General features: G+C 44.8%; 21 protein-coding genes. 12 read left to right on the top strand and 9 right to left on the bottom strand.

Annotation, left to right across the window (positions count from 1 at the left end; genetic code table 11):
- Positions 1-75: 75 nt before the first annotated feature.
- Both K2P83_RS00105 and K2P83_RS00100 read left to right on the top strand, forming a co-directional pair.
- The gene (locus tag K2P83_RS00105; RefSeq protein ID WP_363279232.1) at positions 76-1,005 is read left to right on the top strand and encodes a hypothetical protein; all 930 of its coding nucleotides are present in this window, start codon (positions 76-78) and stop codon (positions 1,003-1,005) included.
- A gap of 14 nt (positions 1,006-1,019) precedes the next feature.
- Positions 1,020-1,886 carry a YicC/YloC family endoribonuclease gene (locus tag K2P83_RS00100; protein ID WP_292925819.1) on the top strand — a complete coding sequence of 289 codons (867 nt, stop codon included), beginning with the start codon at positions 1,020-1,022 and terminating at the stop codon, positions 1,884-1,886.
- A 113-nt stretch (positions 1,887-1,999) separates the two neighbouring features.
- On the opposite strand, the gene K2P83_RS00095 is transcribed toward K2P83_RS00100, so the two are convergent.
- The 5 genes from K2P83_RS00095 to K2P83_RS00075 form a co-directional block, all read right to left on the bottom strand.
- Positions 2,000-2,887, bottom strand: a complete 888-nt coding sequence (locus K2P83_RS00095; RefSeq protein ID WP_292925818.1) for a porin family protein — start codon at positions 2,885-2,887, stop codon at positions 2,000-2,002.
- Between the two features lie 614 nt (positions 2,888-3,501).
- Positions 3,502-4,842 (bottom strand): ATP-binding protein, encoded by a 1,341-nt coding sequence (locus K2P83_RS00090; RefSeq protein ID WP_292925817.1) that lies wholly within the window; start codon positions 4,840-4,842, stop codon positions 3,502-3,504.
- Positions 4,839-5,525 (bottom strand): response regulator transcription factor, encoded by a 687-nt coding sequence (locus tag K2P83_RS00085; protein ID WP_292925816.1) that lies wholly within the window; start codon positions 5,523-5,525, stop codon positions 4,839-4,841. Before K2P83_RS00085 ends, K2P83_RS00090 begins: the two co-directional genes overlap by 4 nt.
- Positions 5,526-5,561: 36 nt before the next feature.
- Complete coding sequence (locus tag K2P83_RS00080; RefSeq protein ID WP_292925815.1) at positions 5,562-5,855, bottom strand: PepSY domain-containing protein; 294 nt, start codon at positions 5,853-5,855, stop codon at positions 5,562-5,564.
- Positions 5,856-5,935: 80 nt separating this feature from the next.
- Positions 5,936-6,259 carry a hypothetical protein gene (locus K2P83_RS00075; RefSeq protein WP_292925814.1) on the bottom strand — a complete coding sequence of 108 codons (324 nt, stop codon included), beginning with the start codon at positions 6,257-6,259 and terminating at the stop codon, positions 5,936-5,938.
- A 381-nt stretch (positions 6,260-6,640) separates the two neighbouring features.
- Between K2P83_RS00075 and smbP the strand changes: the two genes are divergently transcribed.
- Positions 6,641-6,985: a small metal-binding protein SmbP gene (gene smbP / locus K2P83_RS00070; protein WP_292925813.1), complete on the top strand. Its 345-nt coding sequence runs from the start codon at positions 6,641-6,643 to the stop codon at positions 6,983-6,985.
- Positions 6,986-7,032: 47 nt separating this feature from the next.
- On the opposite strand, the gene hemH is transcribed toward smbP, so the two are convergent.
- Entirely contained in the window at positions 7,033-8,118 is a 1,086-nt protein-coding gene (gene hemH / locus K2P83_RS00065; RefSeq protein ID WP_292925812.1) for a ferrochelatase, read from the bottom strand.
- A gap of 102 nt (positions 8,119-8,220) precedes the next feature.
- Positions 8,221-9,240: a heat-inducible transcriptional repressor HrcA gene (gene hrcA, locus K2P83_RS00060; protein WP_292925811.1), complete on the bottom strand. Its 1,020-nt coding sequence runs from the start codon at positions 9,238-9,240 to the stop codon at positions 8,221-8,223.
- A 298-nt stretch (positions 9,241-9,538) separates the two neighbouring features.
- On the opposite strand from hrcA, the gene K2P83_RS00055 reads away from it, so the two are divergent.
- Both K2P83_RS00055 and recN read left to right on the top strand, forming a co-directional pair.
- Positions 9,539-10,411, top strand: a complete 873-nt coding sequence (locus K2P83_RS00055; RefSeq protein ID WP_292925810.1) for an NAD kinase — start codon at positions 9,539-9,541, stop codon at positions 10,409-10,411.
- A gap of 22 nt (positions 10,412-10,433) precedes the next feature.
- Positions 10,434-12,110, top strand: coding sequence for a DNA repair protein RecN (gene recN / locus K2P83_RS00050; RefSeq protein ID WP_292925809.1), 1,677 nt, complete (start codon positions 10,434-10,436; stop codon positions 12,108-12,110).
- A gap of 25 nt (positions 12,111-12,135) precedes the next feature.
- Here the strand turns inward: recN and K2P83_RS00045 are convergent, their stop codons facing one another.
- Entirely contained in the window at positions 12,136-13,680 is a 1,545-nt protein-coding gene (locus tag K2P83_RS00045; protein ID WP_292925808.1) for a fused MFS/spermidine synthase, read from the bottom strand.
- Positions 13,681-14,159: 479 nt separating this feature from the next.
- Between K2P83_RS00045 and K2P83_RS00040 the strand changes: the two genes are divergently transcribed.
- The 6 genes from K2P83_RS00040 (at position 14,160) to K2P83_RS00015 (ending at position 20,129) form a co-directional block, all read left to right on the top strand.
- Positions 14,160-14,891, top strand: coding sequence for a hypothetical protein (locus K2P83_RS00040; RefSeq protein ID WP_292925807.1), 732 nt, complete (start codon positions 14,160-14,162; stop codon positions 14,889-14,891).
- Positions 14,892-15,111: 220 nt separating this feature from the next.
- A complete protein-coding gene (locus K2P83_RS00035) occupies positions 15,112-15,576 on the top strand; it encodes a hypothetical protein (RefSeq protein WP_292925806.1) in 465 nt (154 codons plus the stop codon).
- A gap of 61 nt (positions 15,577-15,637) precedes the next feature.
- Complete coding sequence (locus tag K2P83_RS00030; protein WP_292925805.1) at positions 15,638-16,144, top strand: TlpA disulfide reductase family protein; 507 nt, start codon at positions 15,638-15,640, stop codon at positions 16,142-16,144.
- A 2-nt stretch (positions 16,145-16,146) separates the two neighbouring features.
- Positions 16,147-16,401, top strand: a complete 255-nt coding sequence (locus K2P83_RS00025; protein WP_292925803.1) for a DUF4266 domain-containing protein — start codon at positions 16,147-16,149, stop codon at positions 16,399-16,401.
- 56 nt (positions 16,402-16,457) lie between these two features.
- Positions 16,458-19,157: a DUF3570 domain-containing protein gene (locus tag K2P83_RS00020; RefSeq protein ID WP_292925802.1), complete on the top strand. Its 2,700-nt coding sequence runs from the start codon at positions 16,458-16,460 to the stop codon at positions 19,155-19,157.
- Between the two features lie 66 nt (positions 19,158-19,223).
- Positions 19,224-20,129 carry an FAD:protein FMN transferase gene (locus K2P83_RS00015; RefSeq protein ID WP_292925801.1) on the top strand — a complete coding sequence of 302 codons (906 nt, stop codon included), beginning with the start codon at positions 19,224-19,226 and terminating at the stop codon, positions 20,127-20,129.
- A 283-nt stretch (positions 20,130-20,412) separates the two neighbouring features.
- Here the strand turns inward: K2P83_RS00015 and K2P83_RS00010 are convergent, their stop codons facing one another.
- Positions 20,413-20,970 (bottom strand): FxDxF family PEP-CTERM protein, encoded by a 558-nt coding sequence (locus tag K2P83_RS00010; RefSeq protein WP_292925800.1) that lies wholly within the window; start codon positions 20,968-20,970, stop codon positions 20,413-20,415.
- 735 nt (positions 20,971-21,705) lie between these two features.
- On the opposite strand from K2P83_RS00010, the gene K2P83_RS00005 reads away from it, so the two are divergent.
- Positions 21,706-22,878 carry a lipase gene (locus tag K2P83_RS00005; RefSeq protein WP_292925799.1) on the top strand — a complete coding sequence of 391 codons (1,173 nt, stop codon included), beginning with the start codon at positions 21,706-21,708 and terminating at the stop codon, positions 22,876-22,878.
- Positions 22,879-22,941: the final 63 nt, after the last annotated feature.

Below are 22,941 nucleotides of genomic sequence, written 5' to 3'. Positions count from 1 at the left end.
ACTTCATCTACACTCGCAAGTGTTATAACCTATCCCGCTGCTGAAAAATTAACCCGGTTTGTTGTCCTCGGAGACATGCCCTACACAGATGCGGAATCTGCTCTGCTAGAACATCCCGATGGCGCAATCGCCACCGCCATTAAAGCACTCAATCCCCCAGTGTTGATTCACCTGGGAGATTTCAAGAAAGGCCGGTTGAGCTGCACCGATGAATTGTATAAAAACAATTACCAGCAAATCGCGCATCTTAATCCGCATAAAACAGTGTATACGCCCGGTGATAATGATTGGACCGATTGTGACCGGTTCAATATGTCGATGCGCTACGACGAATTGGAGCGGCTCAACACTTTACGTCAGATTTTCTTTTACCAAGACCAGTTTGAATTAACCAAAAATATTCCTGGCTTTATCCGACAGGAAGATTTGATTGAGAATGCCTTGTGGAAAATTGGCTCTGTTATTTTCGCGACACTGCATATTCCCGGAACCAATAATGGCAGAAAGGAAATTCTGCGCAGCGATAACCAGGTTGCATTGAATGCAGCGGATTATCGTGACCAATCCAATGCGAAATGGCTACAGCAATTATTTGCAGCGGCAGAATCTTTGCAAGCGATAGTAATCGTTTTTCATGCGGACATGTTTGATTTCGATCATGACAAACCTGCTTGCTCGGCCGAGAATCGCACCGAATGTGATGGTTACCGGATGCTGCGTGAGTTGATTAAAACTAAAGCATTGCAATTTAAGAAACCGGTTTTAGTAATTCACGGCGATACATTGGCCTATTGCCTGAATCAACCGTACACCGAAATTCCCAATCTTTGGCGGCTCAACGCACCCGGGGATATCAAATATGTCGATGCCAGCCAAATCTTATTTGATCCGGAAAACCAAGCAATGCCTTTTACGGTAACCGGTTTACTTGACCGAAAACCGGCTCCGGCAGTTTGTAACGATAGTTTTTTCGACTTATCCATTCTATTACCATTCTTGAAGTAGGAAGTTTTTCTATCATGATTTTTAGCATGACTGGCTACGCCATCGCAACTCAAGAAACATCCCATGGTTCTTTTAGCCTGGAAATACGTTCTGTTAATAACCGCTATCTGGATGTCCAGTTCCGCTTGCCGGACGACTTTCGCAAGCAAGAACCGGCGATGCGGGAACTGCTGGCCGCCCAACTTAGTCGCGGCAAAGTTGAATGCCGCCTAAATTTTTCCCCTTCCACGCAAGCTGAAAATAATCAGCAACTGGATAGCGCATTATTTGAAAAGCTTTTACTATTACAACGCACGATCAAAACACACCACCCTGCTGCGCCATCGTTAACGGTATCGGAAATCTTGAAATGGCCGGGCATGCTGGGAAACGACCACTCCCCCGCGGAGGAATCCGGTGAAATCGGCATGATGCTCCTGCAAAGCGCGCTGGAAGACTTAAAAGCCGCCCGGATACGCGAAGGCGAAAAACTTAAAGCTATTTTGCTAGAGCGCCTCAACCAGATCCGCCAGCTCCTGATCGCCGCATCCCCGCGTATTCCTGCACTGATTGCCGCGTTTGAGGAAAAACTGCGCACCCGCTTGGAAGAAATTCTCGGCACTCAGGAGGATGACCGCATCCACCAGGAAATCTCCCTATTTGCCGGAAAAATTGATGTGGATGAAGAACTCTCCCGCCTGCAAGCGCATCTGGATGAAGTGGAACGCATTCTGAATAAAGGCGGTTCTGTCGGCAAACGACTGGATTTCATGATGCAGGAACTGCATCGCGAAGCCAACACCATCGGCTCGAAATCGGTCGATCTGGAGATATCGCGGATTTCGATGGAATTGAAGGTAATTATCGAGCAGATGCGGGAACAGGTGCAGAATATTGAATAATGCGAATTCACAGTTGATACCAGGCAAGAACGAATGAATAAGAACATTACTTTGACCTAACCAAATAAATCTTGGATGGGGGATGCGCTTCGCGCATCCCCCATAAGTTAAGACTAGAAACCAATACCCATGTACCCACCAGCTGTCACGCCATCGACGTCAATACCGTCTTTCTTTCCTCCTGTGATGTGATAGCGCGCATCGACACCGGCATAGAAATCTTTCCATATTCGATAATCCACACCTCCACCAAACACGACGCCTGGAATAAAGAATGAGGCTGACTCTCCGGGAGGGCTAATGATGTGCATACCGAAACCGGCAGGAATGATCCAAGGTCTCAATCGAGAGCCTTCCATAAATTTTATTTTTGGCGACGCGTAGATGGATAGTTGACTGACCGTGATACTGTGTGGATTTAGTGTGCCCCCCACTAATTGGCTGGGTATGTTGGCCAGTGCATTGCCTTGTACATGCGACGAGAATTGTTTGTATTCGATCATCAATTCTGCCAGGACACTCGTTTTAGGTGCTAGACCCCAAGCATTCTTGGTTAAATTCCAATCAAAACCGGCGCCAAAATACCAAGCATTTTTGTCAGGCCGATCCTGCGCACCAGCGTTAACAACGTCACTATGAAACACAAGGCCATCGCGATGTTGAGCGCTATGCGCAAAACCACCGCGGAAAAATACCATATTGCCTTTACGGCCTCCTTGCTCTTCTTCGGCCAGATTTTCTTTCTCTTTCTGTTGAATATGCTCAATCTTCTGAGTTGCTTGACTAGATTCGGTGCGTACTTTTTCCAATTCACTTTGCAACGCTTGCATGCCGTTCTGCATCGCTTGCATGCCGTTTTGCATTGTCTGTAAGCGTTCTTCTAATTCTTTGATCCGTTTGGCAGCCGCATCTTGTGCAAGAACCTGAGGTGCTACAGCGACACTCAAAATGACCACTGAAATACGCAGAATGACGCTCACTTCGTCAAAAATTTTTCTCATTCAAATTTCCTTTCAGTATTTAAGAACAAATATTTTTCCAATCCAATATCTCTGACCATTTTCAACATCCCGAGGATCTTGAGATATTCCGAGATTTCTCAAATAAACTAAATTGCGCTAATTTCTGATTGGACTGGGAATATAAAGCCTGAGGTGTTAATTATTTGTTAACAAGAAAACAACATTCTCTGGGTGCAATCCAATCACTGGAGATATTTTTGAATAAGCTGATAGATGCAGATAATGTAATAATCTGAGGTGTTACGTCAGGAATTTTTCTTTCGAAGGAATGCAAAAGAAGCTGTTAACGGTAAGGATTAATCCTGATATCTTCTCAGCGCGGAGCAAATTTATTGAAATTATCGCTGGAAGTGCATCATTACAATTAATGTGCAAATTCTTCGTTGCTATGGCTTATAATTTCAAACGGATGTATGCAATGGCAACAGGCTAAAACCCAGAAAACCTTAGTTCAGATGGAAATCGAACTAAAAAATAGCGATAAGAAATGTATGGTTCCACAGTCAGAGGTACTGAAAAAGTATCAAACTGACACAGTTGAAATGCTTTCTCAATATTTGCTCTGCTAATTTTCCTATCCGACAGGCCTAGGATTATTTGTTTTTCTTTAAGCGCAAAGTAACGCAGAGACCAATGGTTCGATTATTTTCAATTGCCAGTTCTCCATCGTAGACTTGAATGATATCTCGGACAATGGCCAAGCCAATGCCGTGACCGGGTGTAGATTGGTCGGCGCGGACACCGCGTTCTAAAATTCTGTCAATTTCATGCAATTGTATGCCGGAGCCATCATCCTTCACCTGGATAACCACTTGGTTTTCGTGATATTTGGCGGATACATGGATGTTGTGGAGGCACCATTTAAAAGCGTTGTCGATCAGATTGCCGAGTAATTCCATTAAATCGCCTTCGTCGATGCGCAGACTGATCGCATCATCGATCTCGATGGTTATTGCCGGATGCTTGTTGCGATAAGCTTTTGCAACGGTGGTTACGATTCTGTCGACCATTGGGCGTAAGGTGATCAGCCCCATGCCAGGAGAACTTCCGGCGGTTGCGGCGCGGCGTAACTGATACTGGATGATGTTATCCATGCGGTCAATTTGTTCTTGAATTGTTATGCGCCGGTTTTGCGTGTCTTCTTCTCCATGGATCGCTCCCTGGAGAACGGCGAGTGGTGTTTTGAGACTGTGCGCCAAATCGGCCAGACCGTTACGGTAGCGTTTCTGTTGCTTGTGTTCGTGGTTGATCAAAGAGTTGATGCTATCGGTTAACAGCTTTAGTTCGCTGGGATAAATACCTTTCAAGTTTTCCTGCTGACCGGATTCAATTGCGGCTAGTTCCGTGGAAACCTTACGCATCGGTTGTAAACCCCAGCGTAATGCCAGCATTTGCGTAACCAATAGCAAAACAGCCATGACACTGAGCCATCCCCACAGGTCTTCGCGATAGCGTTCTACCTGCGCTTCGAACAGCAAGGTATTAGTGATGACGGTGAAGGTAAACGGATAGCTGCCGGATTGTGTTTCCCAGGCAACGCCGTAGCTGTATATAAAATGGGGCTTGCCGTCGATCATAATTTGCGCAAATTCTTTTTTCCCTTTTTCAAGGAGAGCCACGACCGGAATTTTTTCATTGAGCGATGACGTGGATTGCCAGGTAATGGCATTGGTGCGGTCAATGATAAATGCATAAGTATCCGAATTTACGTGACCAAATTCTGCATCGAGCAAGTTGGCTGGTACATCTAAAACGCCGGATTCTTCAACTTCCGAATCCCCCATTAACATGAGCAGCTTCGCGAATAGACGATCCTGCACACCTAGACGCGCGCTGTCATAAAATGCGCGATCCAATGCCAACGCAATTCCGACGATAAAAATCAGTAAAACCAAGGTTGCGCTGAGCAAAACGCGCTGATTTAAAGACATCATGAAGATTTGTTGCAGGTCAGAGTGAAGCGATAACCTCGTCCACGCATGGTTTCAATCGGATTCAGTGTGCCTTGGGGATCCAATTTGCGGCGCAAACGCCCGACCATGACTTCGAGTACATTGCTGTCACGGTCTTCATCGTGCGGATAAAGATAATCGGCCAATGTATGTTTGGAGAGAATTTCGCCATGATGCCGCACCAATTCTTCTAGCAGGCGGTATTCAAATGATGTCAATTCAATGGTTTCTCCATGGACAGTAACCGATTGAGTTGTGACATCCAGTGTGATGGGGCCGCATTTCAGTAATGTTTGCGGTATGCCGGTCGCACGGCGCAGCAGCGCTTTGACTCTGGCTTGCAGTTCCTCCATTTGAAACGGTTTGGTGAGGTAATCATCTGCCCCCATTTCCAGACCTTGAACTTTGTCTTGCCAGCCGCTTCTGGCGGTTAGGATCAGAATGGGCAACAGACTGCCTTGCTCACGTAGCGCCTTGATAATTTCCAATCCGGATTTGCCGGGCAATCCAATATCGATAATGGCGGCATCCAACGGATATTCCGTGGCAAAAAATAACCCTTCTGTGCCATCACTGCAGGTGTCAACCATATAACCCACGGATTCCAATTGCTGGCGAATCTGGTTTTGTAATTTGATTTCATCTTCGATGACTAGGATGCGCATTTCATTATTTTTGAAAGTAAGAAAAAAAGATCTGAATTAGTGGGTGGATATTACCGATCCATCCCTCGCGTTGATCAGGATGGTGTGGATTGTTCCTTGATTACTGAGTATTTTTATTCGATAAATATTGTCATCATGATTGATTGCGAGCACACGGCCTTTGAAATGCTGTTGTGCAATCGCAATCGCTTTCTGCTCGGTGATATCCGTGAGCGAGTTGCTGCCAGTACGATAATAGTTTGAGGCACTACTTTGCCACCCGGCCATTGCTTGAGTGATTGGGCCAGTCATTAACATCACAATCACTAAAATTTCCTGCCATCTATTCATAACTTAATAGTCCTGCGCACTGAAGGGACAAGCAAAGCGGCAACAAGTACGTTTGAGGTACCTGTTACCAGTTTTTCGTTTCAGAAGCGTAACATAAAGCTCGCATTTCCGGTATCAATGCCCATCATTCCATGAGGAGGAGCGCCATAAACCGGTGCTGGATAGTAATAGTTATACCGTGGCTGTGGGTAGTATGGCCGATTATAGCCACGGGGTTGACTATAAATATAATTGTATCCATTAAAATGGTTGTGGTGTTTTTGATGGTGATGGCCGTGACGATGGTGGCCATGACCGTGACCATGATGACCTCTGCCTGCTTGCGCTAAAGTGGGCGCTGCTAAAGTAAATGCTAATAACGCCATGATTAGAAGACTGGGCAACATTGTTTTTTTGGTTTTCATTTTGTGTCTCCTTTCAGTTAATTAACTCAGATTTATTTCGATTGGTGTTAATTTACACAGGAAGTTATGAATGGAAACTGAATAAAGGAAGGATGTAGCGGAATTGAAAAATTGCGCGAATAAAGAATTTAAGAGTGTAGTTTTTTTACATTTTGAAATGCAGGAGGATTAATGTTGATCGCAACAACAATTGATGCACGTCAATCATTTTGTACATTCGTACGAAAAAATAAGGTTTGGGTATATACTGAGAATATGCTGAGCTGATTAGCTTCGAAGACGTGGGTTGCAGGTTTTTCCTCGAAGTTACAGTCCGGCTGCTGGGGCTTTCCCAGAAATATTCATGTTATTAACGTTCTGTTAAAGAAAGGAGTAATTGTCATGCGAGCTATATCAACAACTATTGCAGCAGGAACATTGGTGTTTTTTATGAGCACTCAGGTTTTGGCATCTGATGCAGGGCATACCTCAGAAGCGATGGAGCATGCAGGCAAAGCCCAAGCACATGGAGAAATGGGGCATGCCAAAGACGCGCTCCAGCATGCCAAAGACAGCTTGTCGCATGCTAAGGCGTCAAGAGATGATCATGCGGCATCGCATAAGCATATGGATGAAGCAATCAAGCATTTAGAAGAAGCGATTAAACATGCTGATATGGGACATGGACCTGAATCTGCCAAGCACGCAGAAGAAGCCATGAAGCATATGCGCCAATCCGGTCATTGATTATTTAGGATCAATAATTCCCTCGGCTTTGCCGAGGGACAAAATCTCTAGTCTTTCGCACCCATTTCTAATGCCAGTTTTCTGGATAATTGCGCTGCCTCCTCGGTAACCGCCATATCCAGCCATCCCTGTAGATGCGTGCAGGTAATATCAGCTAGCGCCTGGATCCAGGCGCTACGTTCATTGAGGCATGGAATGTAATGGAATTCTTTGCCACCCGCTTGTACAAAAGTGTTTTTCGCTTCTATGGCAATTTCTTCCAGGGTTTCCAAGCAATCGGATACAAAACCAGGGCATATCACATCGACACGTCGTGCTTGTTCCTTGCCCAGTTGCTCCAGTGTTACCGCGGTATACGGTGTCAGCCATTTGGCTTTGCCAAAGCGTGATTGAAAGCAAACGGAATATTGGCTTGACGTTAAGGCCAATGCTTCAGCCAGTAATCGCCCCGTCTTTTGGCATGTACAGTGGTAGGGGTCACCCTTATCCAGGCTTGCGCGCGGTGTGCCGTGAAAGCTAATAATCAGTTTATCAGGATGGCCATTCGCATCCCAGTAATCCTTTACATTCTGCGCCAAAGCAGCAATATAGCCTGGATGATCATGATATTGCTTAACGGTACGAATCGAAGGCAAGTTGCGCATCCGGCTTAATACCGAAAAAACATTATCCATCGCAGCGGCAGTACTGCTGGCAGCATATTGAGGAAAGAGTGGAATGATAAGAATGCGCTCACAACCCTGTTCTTGCATTTTTGCCATAACTGTTGCTACAGAAGGTTTGCCGATATTCATGGCGTATTCAACTATGGGCGGGTTTTGCAGCCGTGCTTGTAATGCTTCTCGCAATAATTTTGTTTGCCGTTCAGTATGAACCTTGAGCGGGGATCCTTCCGGCATCCAGATTTTTGCATATTTCTCAGCCGATGCTTTCGGTCTGAAAGGTAATATAAAACCATGCAGTATGGGCCACCAGATCAGTCTGGGTATTTCAATCACTCGAGGATTACTGAGGAATTCTTGTAGATAAGGACGCAGTGCCTGAGCGGTCGGTGCTTCGGGTGTGCCCAGATTGATGAGTAACACACCGGTTCGATTTGGCGATCCGTGCTGATAGATGGATTTGGAGGGCATAGTTATAAGTGTATTAGTCTAATCTGTTTAAAATAATAAGTTTCTCTAGAGCAACGATGTTTCAATAATCCGGCGATGAGTGTATCGCTAAAACAGCGTAGATTAATGCTGTGATAAGCCGCTGGAAAGGAGTTTAGCGGTAATTGCGACAATCGGAATGATACGTTCATAAGCCATACGTCGAGGGCCGATAACACCGACTGTACCGACGATTTCCCCTTCAATTTCATAAGGCGCTGTTACGACACTGAATTCTTCCAGCGACGCCACATCGGATTCTCCGCCAATAAAAATCTTGACGCCATGCGCTTGTCGGCTTAATTCGAGTAGCTGCAACAACTTTGTTTTGCGTTCGAACAATTCAAATAATTTTTTAAGGCTGATCAGATTAGCCGACAAATCTTCAACCTGAAGCAGATTACGCTCACCAGCTAGGACCACGGTTTCACTGCTTTCATTGACGGCATCACCACCGGCTTGAATGGCTGCATTCATCAGGCTGATCATTTCACTGCGCAATTGTTTAAGTTCGTTATCCAGACGCCCGCGAATCTCATCCAAAGTACAACCTGCATAGTGCTGATTGATAAAATTCCCGGCTTCAATCAGATCGGACTGGCTGTAGGGTATATTGGTAAAGATAATGCGATTTTGCACATCTCCTTCAGGGGTTACGATGATCAGCAAAATGCGCTTTTCTGATAAAGCCATAAACTCAATATAGCGAAATACAGCGCCTTTGCGTTTGGGCGTTACGACAACTCCGGCAAAGCGAGTCAACTCGGATAGTAATTGCGAAGCGACATTGATCAAGCGCGATGGATTATCAGGGTGTAATTGATTTTCCAGATGACTCAGTTCTATTCTATCCAGGGCTTTTACCACCAACAATGTGTCGACGAAAAGACGGTAACCTTGCGGTGTCGGAATCCTTCCGGCTGAAGTATGCGGACTAGTTACCAATCCCATTTCTTCAAGATCAGCCATGACATTACGGATGGTTGCAGGACTTAAATCTAATCCAGAGGACTTTGAAAGAGCTCGGGAACCAACGGGTTGACCTTCGTGGATATATCGTTCTACCAGTGTTTTTAATAATATTTGAGCGCGTTCATTTAACATAGTGTAATTCTACACGAATCAACAGGTCTCATAGTTTGGTTGTAAGCAGTAATTTTGTCTCACCGCAACTATGCTAAACTTTCTGGATACCGGCATATCAGTTATGAATTTGAGTTTTAGTGTGAATTAAGGTGTTTTTCTAGGAAATTTAATATTTCAGGTTAAGTGTGTGTAAAAGGCTATTTATACAACTTTGCCTGGCTGGCTTGTTAACTAACCTATTTTTTAACGGTAATTTAACGTTTATATTTAATTCTAATCCCAATACAATCAATAACAGCCAACGATAACCCAAGTAATGAATTCGCCATTTACAACTATTGCGTTGATCGGTAAACATAAAAATCCGGAAATCGCGCTACCGCTTCTCAATCTTGCCGAGTATCTAACGAGGAAGAATCATAAGATCCTGCTTGATCATCTCACAGCATCACATATTTGTAGTGACAAATATCCAGTGCTGTCCCTGGAAGAGATTGGTGAGAAGGCCGATCTCGCCGTTGTTGTGGGTGGTGACGGTACGATGTTAAATATCGCCCGCATGCTGGTTTCATATGATGTGCCGTTAATCGGTATTAATCAAGGGCGGCTTGGTTTCCTCACCGATTTATCCGTGGACACCATGTTTGAAACACTTGATGAAATACTGGCAGGAAATTACACCACGGAACGTCGCATGTTGCTATATGCTGAAATTATTCGTGACGGCGCCAGTGTTTTCGGTAGCTTGGCACTTAATGACGTAGTGCTGTATCGCGGCATGAGCAGTGGCATGATTGAGTTTGAGGTGAAGGTCAATAACGAATATGTGAATACACTGCGTTCTGATGGATTGATCGTAACCACGCCGACCGGTTCAACAGCCTATGCGCTATCATCTGGTGGCCCCATCCTACACCCCGGTCTGGATCTGATTGCGTTGGTTCCGGTTTGTCCACATACGCTCAGCAACCGTCCGATTGTCATCGGGCCGGATGCCAGTGTTGAAATCCAGATGCAAAGTGCGGTCAATGTGCGCATTAATTGTGACAGTCATTCTTGTTATGATCTGGAGCAGACAGACAGTGTTGTCGTGCGGCGTTTTCCCAAAACAGTGCGGCTGTTACATTCGGTGAATCACAGTTATTATCGGATGCTAAGAGAAAAACTGGGTTGGAGTGAATTTCCCTGATGACTCCACAGAATGTGCAATTATGCTAAAACACCTGGCCATCAAAGATTTTGTCATTGTTGACCGGATTGAACTGGATTTTATGCCCGGCTTCACGGTGTTGACCGGAGAAACGGGAGCGGGAAAATCCATTCTGATCGACGCACTGATGCTTGCTTTGGGGGAGCGCGGCGATACCAGTCAGATACGCCTGGGTTGTGAGCGTGCTGAAATCAATGTGACATTCGATATCAGCCGTTTGCCGGGGCTACTGCATTGGCTAGATGAAAATGACTTGCAAGGTGATCAGGATAGTTGTCTGATGCGCCGTATTATTGAAACCAACGGCCGCTCGCGCAGCTATATCAATGGGCACACGGTGACATTGCAGCAACTGCGCAGTGCAGGCGAACATCTGGTAGCCATCCACAGCCAACATGCACACCAGTCTCTGTTGCAGAAAGATGCGCAACGCGAACTGCTTGATGCCTTTGCCGCGTGCGGTGATTTGGCGCGCGCGGTCAAAACGGCTTACCAAAACTGGCAAGAGTGCTATCAGCAAAGAATTGCGATGGAACAACGAGCGGTGGAATCACGCGACAAGCGCGAACAACTTGATTGGCAGCGGCACGAATTATCAGCGCTAAATTTTACGCTTGAAGAATGGCAGGCATTGCAGGCAGACCAAAGCCGGTTATCTCATGTGGCTGCTTTACAGGCAGCGGCGGAAATGGGAATAGATGTATTATCCGAGCGTGAAAATGCGGTACTGGCACAGATTAATACCGTGAATGGGCAACTGCAAAATTTGCTTGAGTATGATAGTCAGCTTAAAACAATCACCGATTTTTTGGATTCGGCGCAAATTCAATTACAAGAAAGTGTTTACGAACTGAAACACTACCACCAGCACCTGGATTTGGATCCTCAGGTTTTACAAGATATTGAACAACGGCTGTTAGCGGTTCATACAATAGCGAGAAAATTTCGTGTTACACCGGAAGAGCTGCCGCAATTGCTTGAGACGATTACGCATCAACTGGAAACGTTGGGTTCAGATTCAGATATCAGTCATTTACAAGCACTTGAAGCCGATGCGCAGGCTGGGTATCACAAACAAGCTAAAGAATTAAGCGCCGCACGTCAAAAAGCCAGTAAAGCATTATCCCAGCAGGTGAGTGCTGCGATGCAGATGGTTGCAATGATTGGAGGGGAATTCTCTGTGGCATTGACGTCACTGGAGCAGGGTAATGCGAATGGTTTGGAGCAGATTGAATTTCAGGTTGCAGCACATAAAGGATTACCGTTACGGTCTCTGGCAAAAGTAGCCTCGGGCGGCGAATTGTCACGTATCAGTCTGGCAATACAAGTCATAACCAGCAAAGTTGGCGTGGTGCCAACGCTCATTTTTGATGAAGTTGATGTTGGGATTGGCGGACAAGTTGCTGAAACTGTCGGTAATTTATTAAAGAAACTGGGAAAAGAACGCCAGGTATTATGCATTACACATTTGCCGCAAGTGGCCGCAACGGGAGACCAGCAATGGCAAGTCGTTAAATCTGCGGGTGAAATAGAGAATCAGCAGATAATTAGTAAGATAAATATCTTAGACCAACAGGAACGTGTGGAAGAAATTGCACGGATGCTGGGCGGTGTCAACATTACCGAGACAACACGTCAGCATGCGGCGGAGATGTTGCACAGTGGACCAGTGGATTAGGGCTACTACGAACGTATTTTTTCCGTTAGCGGATAAAATGACTGGTTCCCACTAAATCAATGATCATTCGCCGATAGTGCTCGGATTTACGGATCTGCAAGCGCTCAAGCGAACTGAGATTGTCGGTCAGCGCCATGCCCTGCGATTGATCAATATTCACCAGCCGTTGTTTTAACCAAGTGCGATGGCTATCAGGGAATGATTCATCGTTTAGATTCACTGCGTGATTGGTGGCAAGAAAAATAAAATCATTGAAGTCAGAGTCCGGATCAGCAATAAATACTTGTTGATGCGGAAAGACTTGGGCCAGTGTTTTTGCCACGGAAGCCAGTGCTGCATTTTGACCATTATCCAGAAATGAAACAAAATTAAGCGCAAGAATCCCTTGGTCAGTCAATAAGCCCTGTAATTGAGCTAATGCTTCAACAGTCAGTAAATGTGTTGGTTCTGAGCCTCCCGTAAAAACATCCAGGATGATTAAGTCATAGGGGCCTTTAAGCTGACGAATTTTATAGCGTGCATCGCCAATAATCGTTTTACCTGTCGGTACAAAACCAAAGAATTTAATGGCAGCTTCGGCGACAGCCGGGTCTATTTCTAGTGTGTCGGTTACTATGCCATACTCTTTCAAGGTCATCGCCATATGCCCCGCTCCTTGGCCAATCAAAAGAGCGTGTTTCATCTTGGGAGCTAAAGCGGGTAGTAGTGTCACAATTTTTTGATAGGCTAGAAGGTTCTCGCCGTGACTGATACTGGCTGCACCGATCGTTGAGGCATCTACAGTCAGTAAGCGTATGTTTTCCTCAGGCTTATCGATTACTCGAACCCAGCCGTATAGGCTTTCGCGTTCAAAACGGGTTTGAAAAAATTCATTAGATTCCGCTTGATTCGAATTAGCGATTTGCGGATATAACCCAATGCCAATAATAACTAATAAGACGGTAGGTACTATGGTCTTCGTTGATTTTAAATACCGATGTTCAATATAAGCAACGACGATGGCCAGTAGAAACAGTGCAGCCCCCAAGCCAATAAAAATTTCACGCGAACCGATCAATGGAAATAAATAAAAGCCGAGGAATAAGGTTCCTATTACACTGCCTACCGTACTGACCGCATAGATGGAACCCTTGCTGGCGCCCACCTTTGCTAAGGTGGCCGTTGATAACTTAACCGCAAAAGGTCCGACCATGCCGAGCATGATCAGGCTGGGTGAGAACAATATTAATGTGCTCAAAAAGCTACCTAAACGAAGTCCCAAAGGATCGGTAGCGAGTAAAACTGGCCCCGTTAGCCAGGGAATGATGATTGTTAGCAATCCCGCTATGGCGATGATGAGTGACAGTCCTGATTTGGTTCGGTCTGCCCAGATGCCACCCCAATAGTACCCTAAAGCCAAAGCAATCAGTGTGACAGAAATCAGAGAAGTCCAAACGTACAGGCTAGCACCATAAAAAGGTGCTATCAAACGTGTACCCAGGAGCTCTATCACCATGACAGCGGCGCCGGTCAGAAACACGGTGCAGTATAGCCAAGCTTTTCCAAGAATATTTGAAGGAGATTGATTCATAGTTTACGTTGAATGGTTTTTTTATTTTCTTAAAAATGCTACGTTTAAATTTTAAGAAGCGCTTTTTATTAGGTGCTTCCGGTTGTTGAAATCCGTTGGAGAAAGCATGCTCATTTAATCTTTAAAAAAACCAGAAATCTTTATTAATTTTGGCTGGAGTTCTAGAATTGTAAGTAAGAAAAGCGGCGTTGATAATGCGGCAAATTGTCGCAGCATGAATAAATATAGAATTGCATAGTGTGAAAATTTAACTATAAAACATATATCAATTATATTGTTAAGTAATTTGTTCTTTGATTTGTGAAAAGTAGATAAAGGCATGCGACATTTTGTCGCATTGTTTTTTATTGCAAGAAGAAAGATACTCGCAGCCTGTATTACCAGTAATGATAAGTAGTCAAACTTATCAATTTTATTAAAGTGTTATACACAACTATTTTTATAATATTTCTTAGAGTATCAATAAAATTATGAACAAAATGAAATTACTTACACGCGCATTGGCGGGCATCATACTGATGGGTTTGGGGCAAAGTGTGCTGGCGCATACCCGATTGAATGTTCCAACGGCGGTTGAAGGCACACGAAGCATCAATCACGTCATGATAGGCCATTCTTGTACTGACACCACACGTACTATCGGGACCTCAGTTGTTTTTCCTGACGGTGTGGATTCAACAATTCTCGTGGGAGGGGCACCTCATAGCGGTCCACTGACTGACTTCTTAACCAACTATGGAAATAATGCGCAGTTGATTCTGGATCGCTCCTTTGCTGCAATGGATGAAAAAACCTCAAATAATAATGTTGTGGGATTCTGGGCGGGTGGAGGAGACGGTATGCCGGCTAATTTGAACGTGGCGCTTCCCTTCAGATTGACGGCAGCTAGCATTGCGCCCACATCCTGCGCCAGTAGCGTAAAAATCTATGTGTCCATTATTGATATCTGCGAAGTGACCAATGTAAGTGGCTTCAAAGAAGGTACTGTTGAATTATGGACCCATAACAACCTCGGTACGCCGTATGATCGTGTGAGTACGACTGACGATGGTCCCGCATCATTTATTATCACGCGCGATCTTGTGGCAAATCCACTGCCCTCCTCATGCGGCGGTGCGGGTGTCGCTGTTGAAGTGAAGCCATCGGCTGCGCAGATTAATCGCGATATGCCAATAAAATTCAACGGACAGCAAGTCTGGCCTTTGCCGTAGCCGTAAATTACTGCATCAGAAGAAAGCTTCTTTGCGGCTCACCGCAACAATAAGAATCGACAAGTGATTGCTGCACGCTTGTCAATTTTTATTGTTGCAGGTGCGACATTTTGTCACATTGCTATTTGTATGTCTGAAAAGGATAATAAGGTCAAATAGCTGCAATGGTGTGGTTTATAGATAGTCTATGAGTCACTTAACGACATAAGGAGAGTCAATTATGCAATCCAGAACTCTGAAAAAATTATTAATCAGTATTTTTATGCTGGTGTGTACATTAGGCTATGGAGGTGTCAGTAGTGCGGATGATGCCGGTGCTACTATGGACCCTAATGGCAATGTCGCGAACTTTACCGGTTATGCGTTGGTTACTTGTTTAGATGATGTTGGGAAGACAGATCACTTAGTTGCCAGTATTAGAGATACGTCGCCACCACAAGATAACTTATTGGTTAGTCTGCAAATAATTAAAGGAGTCCTAGCAAACAGTACTACCGATCCGATTTCAGGAGATGATGATTTCAGTCCTGAGATTAAAGTGCAGGGTGGAAAAGGTGTATATCAATTGCTAGTCAATAAAACTGGTGAGGGCGCACGATCTTTTTTAGTGTCCTATCATTGCCAGACTGCTGATACGCCGCCCATACACACGGGAACGGTAATTGTTGTTCAACAATTTAAGTAATGGCCATATTTATTGTTTGAATCACACAATTTTTCTTTAAGATCGTTTAGGTAGCTACACAATGAAAAAAACAAAATTATTATTTCTGATCGCTTCAATACTGGGTTTGTTTGCAACCGCATCATTTGCGGAGCATCTGGATCAGATATCACCTTCCTGTGTATTGACGACATTGGATGGTAGCCCTGCGCATAATTTACAAGAGCTGAAAGGGGAAGTTGTTTATGTGGATTTCTGGGCATCGTGGTGTCCGCCTTGTGTAAAATCCTTTTCTTTTTTAAATCAACTGGATCATGATTTGAAGGATAAAGGGCTGCATGTGATCGGTGTCAATCTGGATGAAAAAATCAAAGATGCACAGGAATTTCTTGCTAAGTATCCGGCTAATTTTTCCATTGTTGCAGATTCAAATAAAGAATGTGCCAAGGTTTTTGAAGTGATGGCGATGCCAACATCGTATGTCATAGACCGGAAAGGAACCATTCGCCATATACACCAAGGATTTCGCCCGGGTGAAACGGAAGAATTGCGTGCTTTAATTACGCAGCTTGTGATGGAACATCCCTAGGAATGACAACGATTATTTTGACTAGCATGAAAAAGATTCAGTATGTCTTAGTCAAATTAGTACTTGTAATAGGTATTGGGTTGTCGGCCGGTTGTATCCACGTGAATGCCTGGGAACGAGGAAATCTGGCAAAATCGCAGATGGAATTGGATCCACACCCGCTGCAAAGTGAAATACAATCGCACAATTACAGTAGCCGCGAAGCGGCTCCAAGCCATAAGTCTTCTTCAGGGGGTGGTGGTTGCGGTTGTTACTAAACTGACCCTGCCAGAAGCTGTTTTCTTTAGGTCAATAAAATATGCAACGAAATAGTATGCCCCAACGCCCGGGCAGCAATCATCATTTAAAAGATCCGGAAATACAGTCTGCAAAGCCAAGAAATACTACGCTGCAAGCATTAACCTCGGCGGCACTGGTATTGCCGGGTTTGTTAATCACACCAGGGCACGCGGCAGGAACAGATCGGATCAATTTCCAGTATAGCCGCTACCAGGAAGGTGAGCGTAATCTCTATGGTGCCCCGAATAACTTAAAACCAATCAGTGCCGATGTTTTGCATGGCAGTGGCATTTTTTCTCTTACCGATCGCACCAAATTTTCTTTTGGGTATACGCAAGATACTTGGTCAGGCGCAACCCCCGTCACTACAACGCCATTGGCTACCAATGGCGGTAATCGTCCCTATACTGTCAATGGAGTAGTGGTCGGTGCCTCGCCTATTCTGAATAGCGCAATACTTTTAGACCGCGATTTAAATCCCATTGGAACGGACCCGCTTACTAAACAATCAACGGGCGTTGTTGATACTCGATCCGTACTCGTCCTATCGTCTGCTTCTCCGGAAACACGCCGCCAAGCCAATTTTGGTTTGAGTCATGAATGGAATGAATCGGCTCTGAACGTGGGAGGGGGATTTTCCAGAGAAAGAGACTATCAATCGAGCTTTGGCAACATGGGTGCTCGCCTGGACTTTAATCAGAAACTGACCAGTGTTAAATTTGGAGGCGGCTATACGCACAGTCAAGTCGGCGCAATTCTCGATGGCGACTCATCTCCGTATATCACTAAAACTGCGTATACACAGCAAATTGTAAATCGTGGCGGTTCCGAGATTTTGCGGGGTAATCGCCAGGATTGGATCGCAAATGTTGGGTTAACTCAGGTTTTGAGCAAGAATGCATTGATCGATGCCAATATCGGCTATACGCATAGCAATGGATTTCTGGAAAATCCTTACAAAGCGACATCGATCATTTTTATTGATCCGAATCAATTAAATAGTAATTTAATCACCGGTGATGTACGCGCGTTCATTGAACAACGCCCTGACATTCGTAACCAAGTAGCTTTAAATGCAAAGTACATTCACTACATTAATCCCTTTAATGCAGCGCTGCACCTGGGCTACAGGTTGTCGGTAGATGATTGGGGTGTGAATACGCATACCTTTGATGCAAGCTGGGTGCAACCGGTTGGAAGCGGATGGACGTTGACGCCGCGGGTTCGTTATTATTCACAAGATTCTGCAAGTTTTTACCGTCCTTATTTATTCTCTCAACAAGCTTTCCGGAGACAAGAAACCGATAGTCTCGGACGACAAGTCTGGTTTGATGGGAAAAACCCTGCTATCCAGTATTTTGGCAACTCGCTTGATAGTCTGGTTGATCAGAACGGTAATCCAGTCGATGGGCTTTTGGTTAATCCGCAACCGATAATGAAGTCATTTGATGCTGGAAAATTACCCGATAATTTTTCCAGTGATCACCGCTTGGCGGGGTTTGGCGCATTAAGCGGCGGCGTGGTATTAAGCAAAATGCTCGGCAAAGGCATCGCATTGGAAACCGGCTTTGAATACTATACGCGCGCCAGTTCGATGCAGATTGGTAATGGCGGAAATAACAGTTTTGCTGATTTTGATTATTATGTGGCGAATGCGGCGGTTAGGTTTGATATTGAGCCGACCACTTCGCTGCCGATAGGTGGTTCAGGCGGATCTTCCGAATCACATCGTCATGCGGCCTCGCATCACGATCACAAAATTCCTCCTGCGGGCATTATGTTTGGTCATATGCTCGATAAACCCGGGGATTTTATGGCGGGGTATGGATTTATGTACAACTGGACCGGTGGAAATATGATGCATGGTACCCATAAAGTGAGTGATCAAACCATCATCGATCAAGGGTGTGGGAATAGTTCGTGTCAATTTACTCCCGCCTTTATGGATATGCGTATGCATATGGTTGATCTGATGTACGCACCGACCAAGTGGTTCAACGTGATGTTGATGCCAACCTTTATGGATATGGACATGAATCTGCGCCAATTAGCCGGAGCAAAAGTTAATACTTCGGGTGCACATGGTCATCATGGCGCAGCGGGGCATGAAACCGGTGCCGTAGGCGATACCTATTTTTCATCACTGATTAAGCTGTTGAATATTCCTGGACATCGTGTTCATGCGAATCTGGGATTCAGTGCACCGACCGGAAAAGTGGATATCGAAGTACGGCGTACGCACCAAGCGGATGGCGGGTTGATTCATTTTGGTATGCAATTGGGTAGCGGTACTTGGGATTTCACCCCGAGTTTGACCTATGCCGGGGAAAGGAGCCGCTGGTCTTGGGGTACGCAGTTGAGTGGTGTCAAACGCATGGAAGATCAAAATAAATCCGGTTATCGTTTGGGCGATCTATTTCAGGCGACAACCTGGGGCGGTTATGATTTAACCCATTGGCTGACTGCGTCCGCACGTGGCGTGTACACTTGGCAAGATGCGATACAGCGAGACTTTAATCAATTTAGTGCGCGTATTGGTCCGATGGATTTTCCCGCGAATTATGGCGGACAATTCTGGGATGTCGGGTTGGGGTTGAACGCCAGGATCCCTGGCGGTCGGTTCGCCGGTAACCGCTTTGGTTTCGAGTGGATACAGCCGGTCAAAAGTGATTTCAACGGATTTCAGCTGGACCGGCAGGGTGCGCTTGCGGCTACCTGGAGCTACCAGTTTTAGGTGAAAATGAAATCTGTTTTTCCAAAACTATTATAGTTTTTATAGCGTTACACAGAATGTAACTGCATGGCTCACCTAAAGTATTATCACTACGATTTTAAAGCGATGGGTTCGCCTTGTTCGATTCAGCTTTATGCTAGCAGTGCTAAGAAAGCGAAGCGTGCAGCCAAAATTGCTATGGATGATGTGTATCGCCTGGAAGCAAAATATTCCCGCTACCGCGCAGACAGTTTTTTATCTGAGATTAACCGTATTGCGGCACAAGGCGGTCATATTCGTGTGGATGATGAAACTGCCGGGTTACTCGATTATGCAGACACCTGTTATCAACAAAGTGATGGTTTATTTGATGTTACTTCGGGGATCCTGCGCCGCGCCTGGGATTTTAAGTCGGGAGCCATACCGGATCAGGAAACGATTGCATCTCTGCTCGAAATGATAGGCTGGCATAAAATCAATTGGCAACGGCCGCTTCTGGCATTTACTATTCCCGGTATGGAGATCGATTTTGGCGGGGTTGTCAAGGAATACGCCGTCGATCGCGCCGCTTCGTTATGCCGGAATGCTGGGATTAATCATGGTATCGTTAACCTGGGTGGAGACATCAAAATTATCGGTCCGCATGATGACGGCAGTCCCTGGCGTATCGCGATACGCCATCCACGTAACCCCGACGGTTTATTGCAAACACTATTATTGCATTCCGGCGCGCTGGCAAGCAGCGGAGATTATGAGCGGTGTATTACCTTAAATGGCGTACGCTACGGTCATGTGTTGAATCCAAAAAACGGCTGGCCGGTCAATGACATGGCAGCGGTCAGCGTCATCGGTGAGTTTTGCGTTGTTGCAGGCAGCGCATCGACTATCGCTATGCTGAAAGGTCAAGAAGGACCTGAATGGTTAAATGCACTTGGGTTGCCGCACTTATGGGTCAATGTACAGGGAGAATCCGGCGGCTCATTGATGGCGTGAGTGTTGATGATTGATTTGATCAGAGAAGCTTGGTGTGTGCTGGCGACTTTGGATTGAGATAACGGATTGTTAATTTAAAAAAAGCCCCGCCAAGATGCGGGGCCGTCCGAAATACACTTAAGGAGTCGTTCATAAATAACTGTAACACTTGGATCACATCTGGCGGGCACACTGCGGCGTTGTTCGTCGTCGACATAGCCTTGCTATGACTCCTCCTCTCGCCTTGCATTGCATCCAGCCAGACGCGTTCAATTGTCACTCTTATTTTTTCACGACTCCTAAGCTAAACTAAATCAAACGTTTTCTTTTCTGCAGTGAGCCTAATTCCGAGCAAGCCTAAACCGGCCAACAGCATGGCGTAAGTTTCTGGTTCTGGTATTGCTGCAGAAATCGTTAAGTCCCCAACATATGAACCATTCGTATAGCCATCAAGTAAGTTGCCTTTTAGTACCAGTTCGTACGAATGGCTATGAGGTAAAGGACCAGAAAACTTAAACCACTGTGATAGATCAGTAAATCCATCATCTGTAGCTATAAGTGTATTATCAGTTAAATCCCATAAGCTAAATTCAGAAAAAGTTAGATCGAAACTCCCCGCGAAACCTACTATCACACTATCGCCACCAAAACCGCTATAGCCTACTGGCAAGTTGAAAGGAATATGATCTTCGAAAAGTCCGTTAATATCATTATTGCCAAAATCTGCAATAGCTTCAGTTGGATTGATTGGATTAAGATACCAAGCACCAAAAGAGGTACTCGCACTGGCAGTTTCAATTCCAAACCCCAATGAAACCATTGTAATAATCGTTAATACTTTTTGTCGGGAACTATTTCGCATACCAAACTCCTAAAATGAGATTGTAAAAACTTTTTCTTGTATCCATTCAATCAAAAGCAGAAAAAGTATAACACTTGGATTTATAAAATCCCTCACGTTTTTATGGTTCGTTTATACCAAAATTGTCCTAGTATAAATGGGATTTATTTTGTTAGTTAGTATGTGGTGCAAGTGTGAGTCGGGGAACATGCCTGCTGGTAGTTGATTGCATCTGTGCGGTAATAGATCGATGGTTATAAAATAAACTGCAATAGTCGATCCTGAAATTTACTGCTTTCGGGATAGGATTGATTCTTGCAGAAAAATTAATGAATACCTGCCCATTGCATACCTTCGCTTAGTTATACCGGGATTTTCCATGGGGTCGGTATCTGGGTGGAGGCATATCTCGACTACTGCTACATTTCGACGCGACTGGTGTACGCTACGGCCATGTGTTGAATCCAAAAACTGGCTGTCCGTTCGATTATATGGCGGGTCAGCATCATCGGTGAGTTTTGTATCGCTGTAGGTAGCGCACCGACTATCGGTATGTTGGAAGGTGAAGAAGAGCCTGAATGGCCGAGTGCGCTGGGTTTGCCTTATGGATCAATGTGCAAGGAGAATCAAGCGGAGTGCTGATGGAATGAGGTGGTTTGTTTAGTTTTACAATAATAATTGGCAATGTATTCACATAGGTTTTGATTATGATTAAACTGCTAAGACTTAATCAAACCACTTAATAGCGAGTGACTTATGAAAATCTGGAATTCGTATTTTGTCAGAATAGTCAGTTTTTCCGTTCTGATGGTTGCTGCACCAATGGTGCAGGCATTGCCGGATGAGTGTAAGAATTTGACTGCACCGGCCACTTTTCTGGAAGCGAATGGTCTTGTCTGTTTGCAAAAAATCATTGTGACCGATTCATCGGGTGATCAGTTATACAAAGCATCACTACAATGGCTGGGAGTGGATAATCCAAACCGGTTTAAATTGTTGAGTGTGGAGTTTGACGATACTTTCGAGACGCATAGTCCTACCTTTTCATTTCTCAATGGGGTACTGACTTTACCCAAGATCGATGTTCCCAAGCTTTATGGTACCGAACGCTACACCGTTAGTTTGGGCTGGGTGACGGATACCGATATGGATACTGATGATGCAGTTTCGGTATTTGAATTGACAACTGTCGCCCTATACAGCAACCCCGGATATGTCCCTAACACCACTTGGAAACCATATGGCATGTTACCTCCTCATGAGCGTCGTGCGGTCGATTTGCTGGGGCGGTCTATCCCCTATGCGAAACTTGCTGATGCAATATATGATTTTGATAATGTTACGGTTGATTCTTGGGAGTTAATAGAATCCAACGGGAAAAGTTCCGGAATGGATGCCGGTGTCTATAAAAACCGTGATACCAATGAATTAGCACTGGTATTTCGTGGCACTGAAACTTGCGATTTTCCGTGCTCATTTAAGGAGCTGGAAGATACTGCTCGTGATGCGATTGCAGATGTCGCCATAGGAATTGGTACAGTCAGTGATCAATTTAAAGATGCGTTTAGATTTGCTCAAGATGTAGTCGGCCGGCATCCTGACGTTAAAATTACTGTGACTGGACATTCCTTAGGAGGAGGGCTAGCACAAGCGATTGGTGCTGTTCTGGGATTAGAAACATTTGCATTTAATTCTTCACCTGTTCCGGATCATTTCTTTGATACTTATTCAATAACATTATCAAACGAAGAGATCCAAGAATTAATTTATGTGATTGCCGATGTTCATGATCCGGTTTCTAATACTGATAATACCGGAAAATTTTATTTAGATTCTCATCATGTTACATCGCTGATTCAATTTAATTTTAATACCAAAGAAATTTTACCTGAACGCGAGGTAGACCTGGAAGATCTAAGGAAACACTGATTTATTCGATCACATCGACTTTGGTCAAAAAGGTTTGATAAACTGCATCATACTGATAAATAT

The organism is Nitrosomonas sp., assembly GCF_019752415.1.
In the GTDB taxonomy this organism is placed as follows: Bacteria; Pseudomonadota; Gammaproteobacteria; order Burkholderiales; family Nitrosomonadaceae; genus Nitrosomonas.
This window is presented reverse-complemented; position numbering and strand designations above follow the sequence as displayed.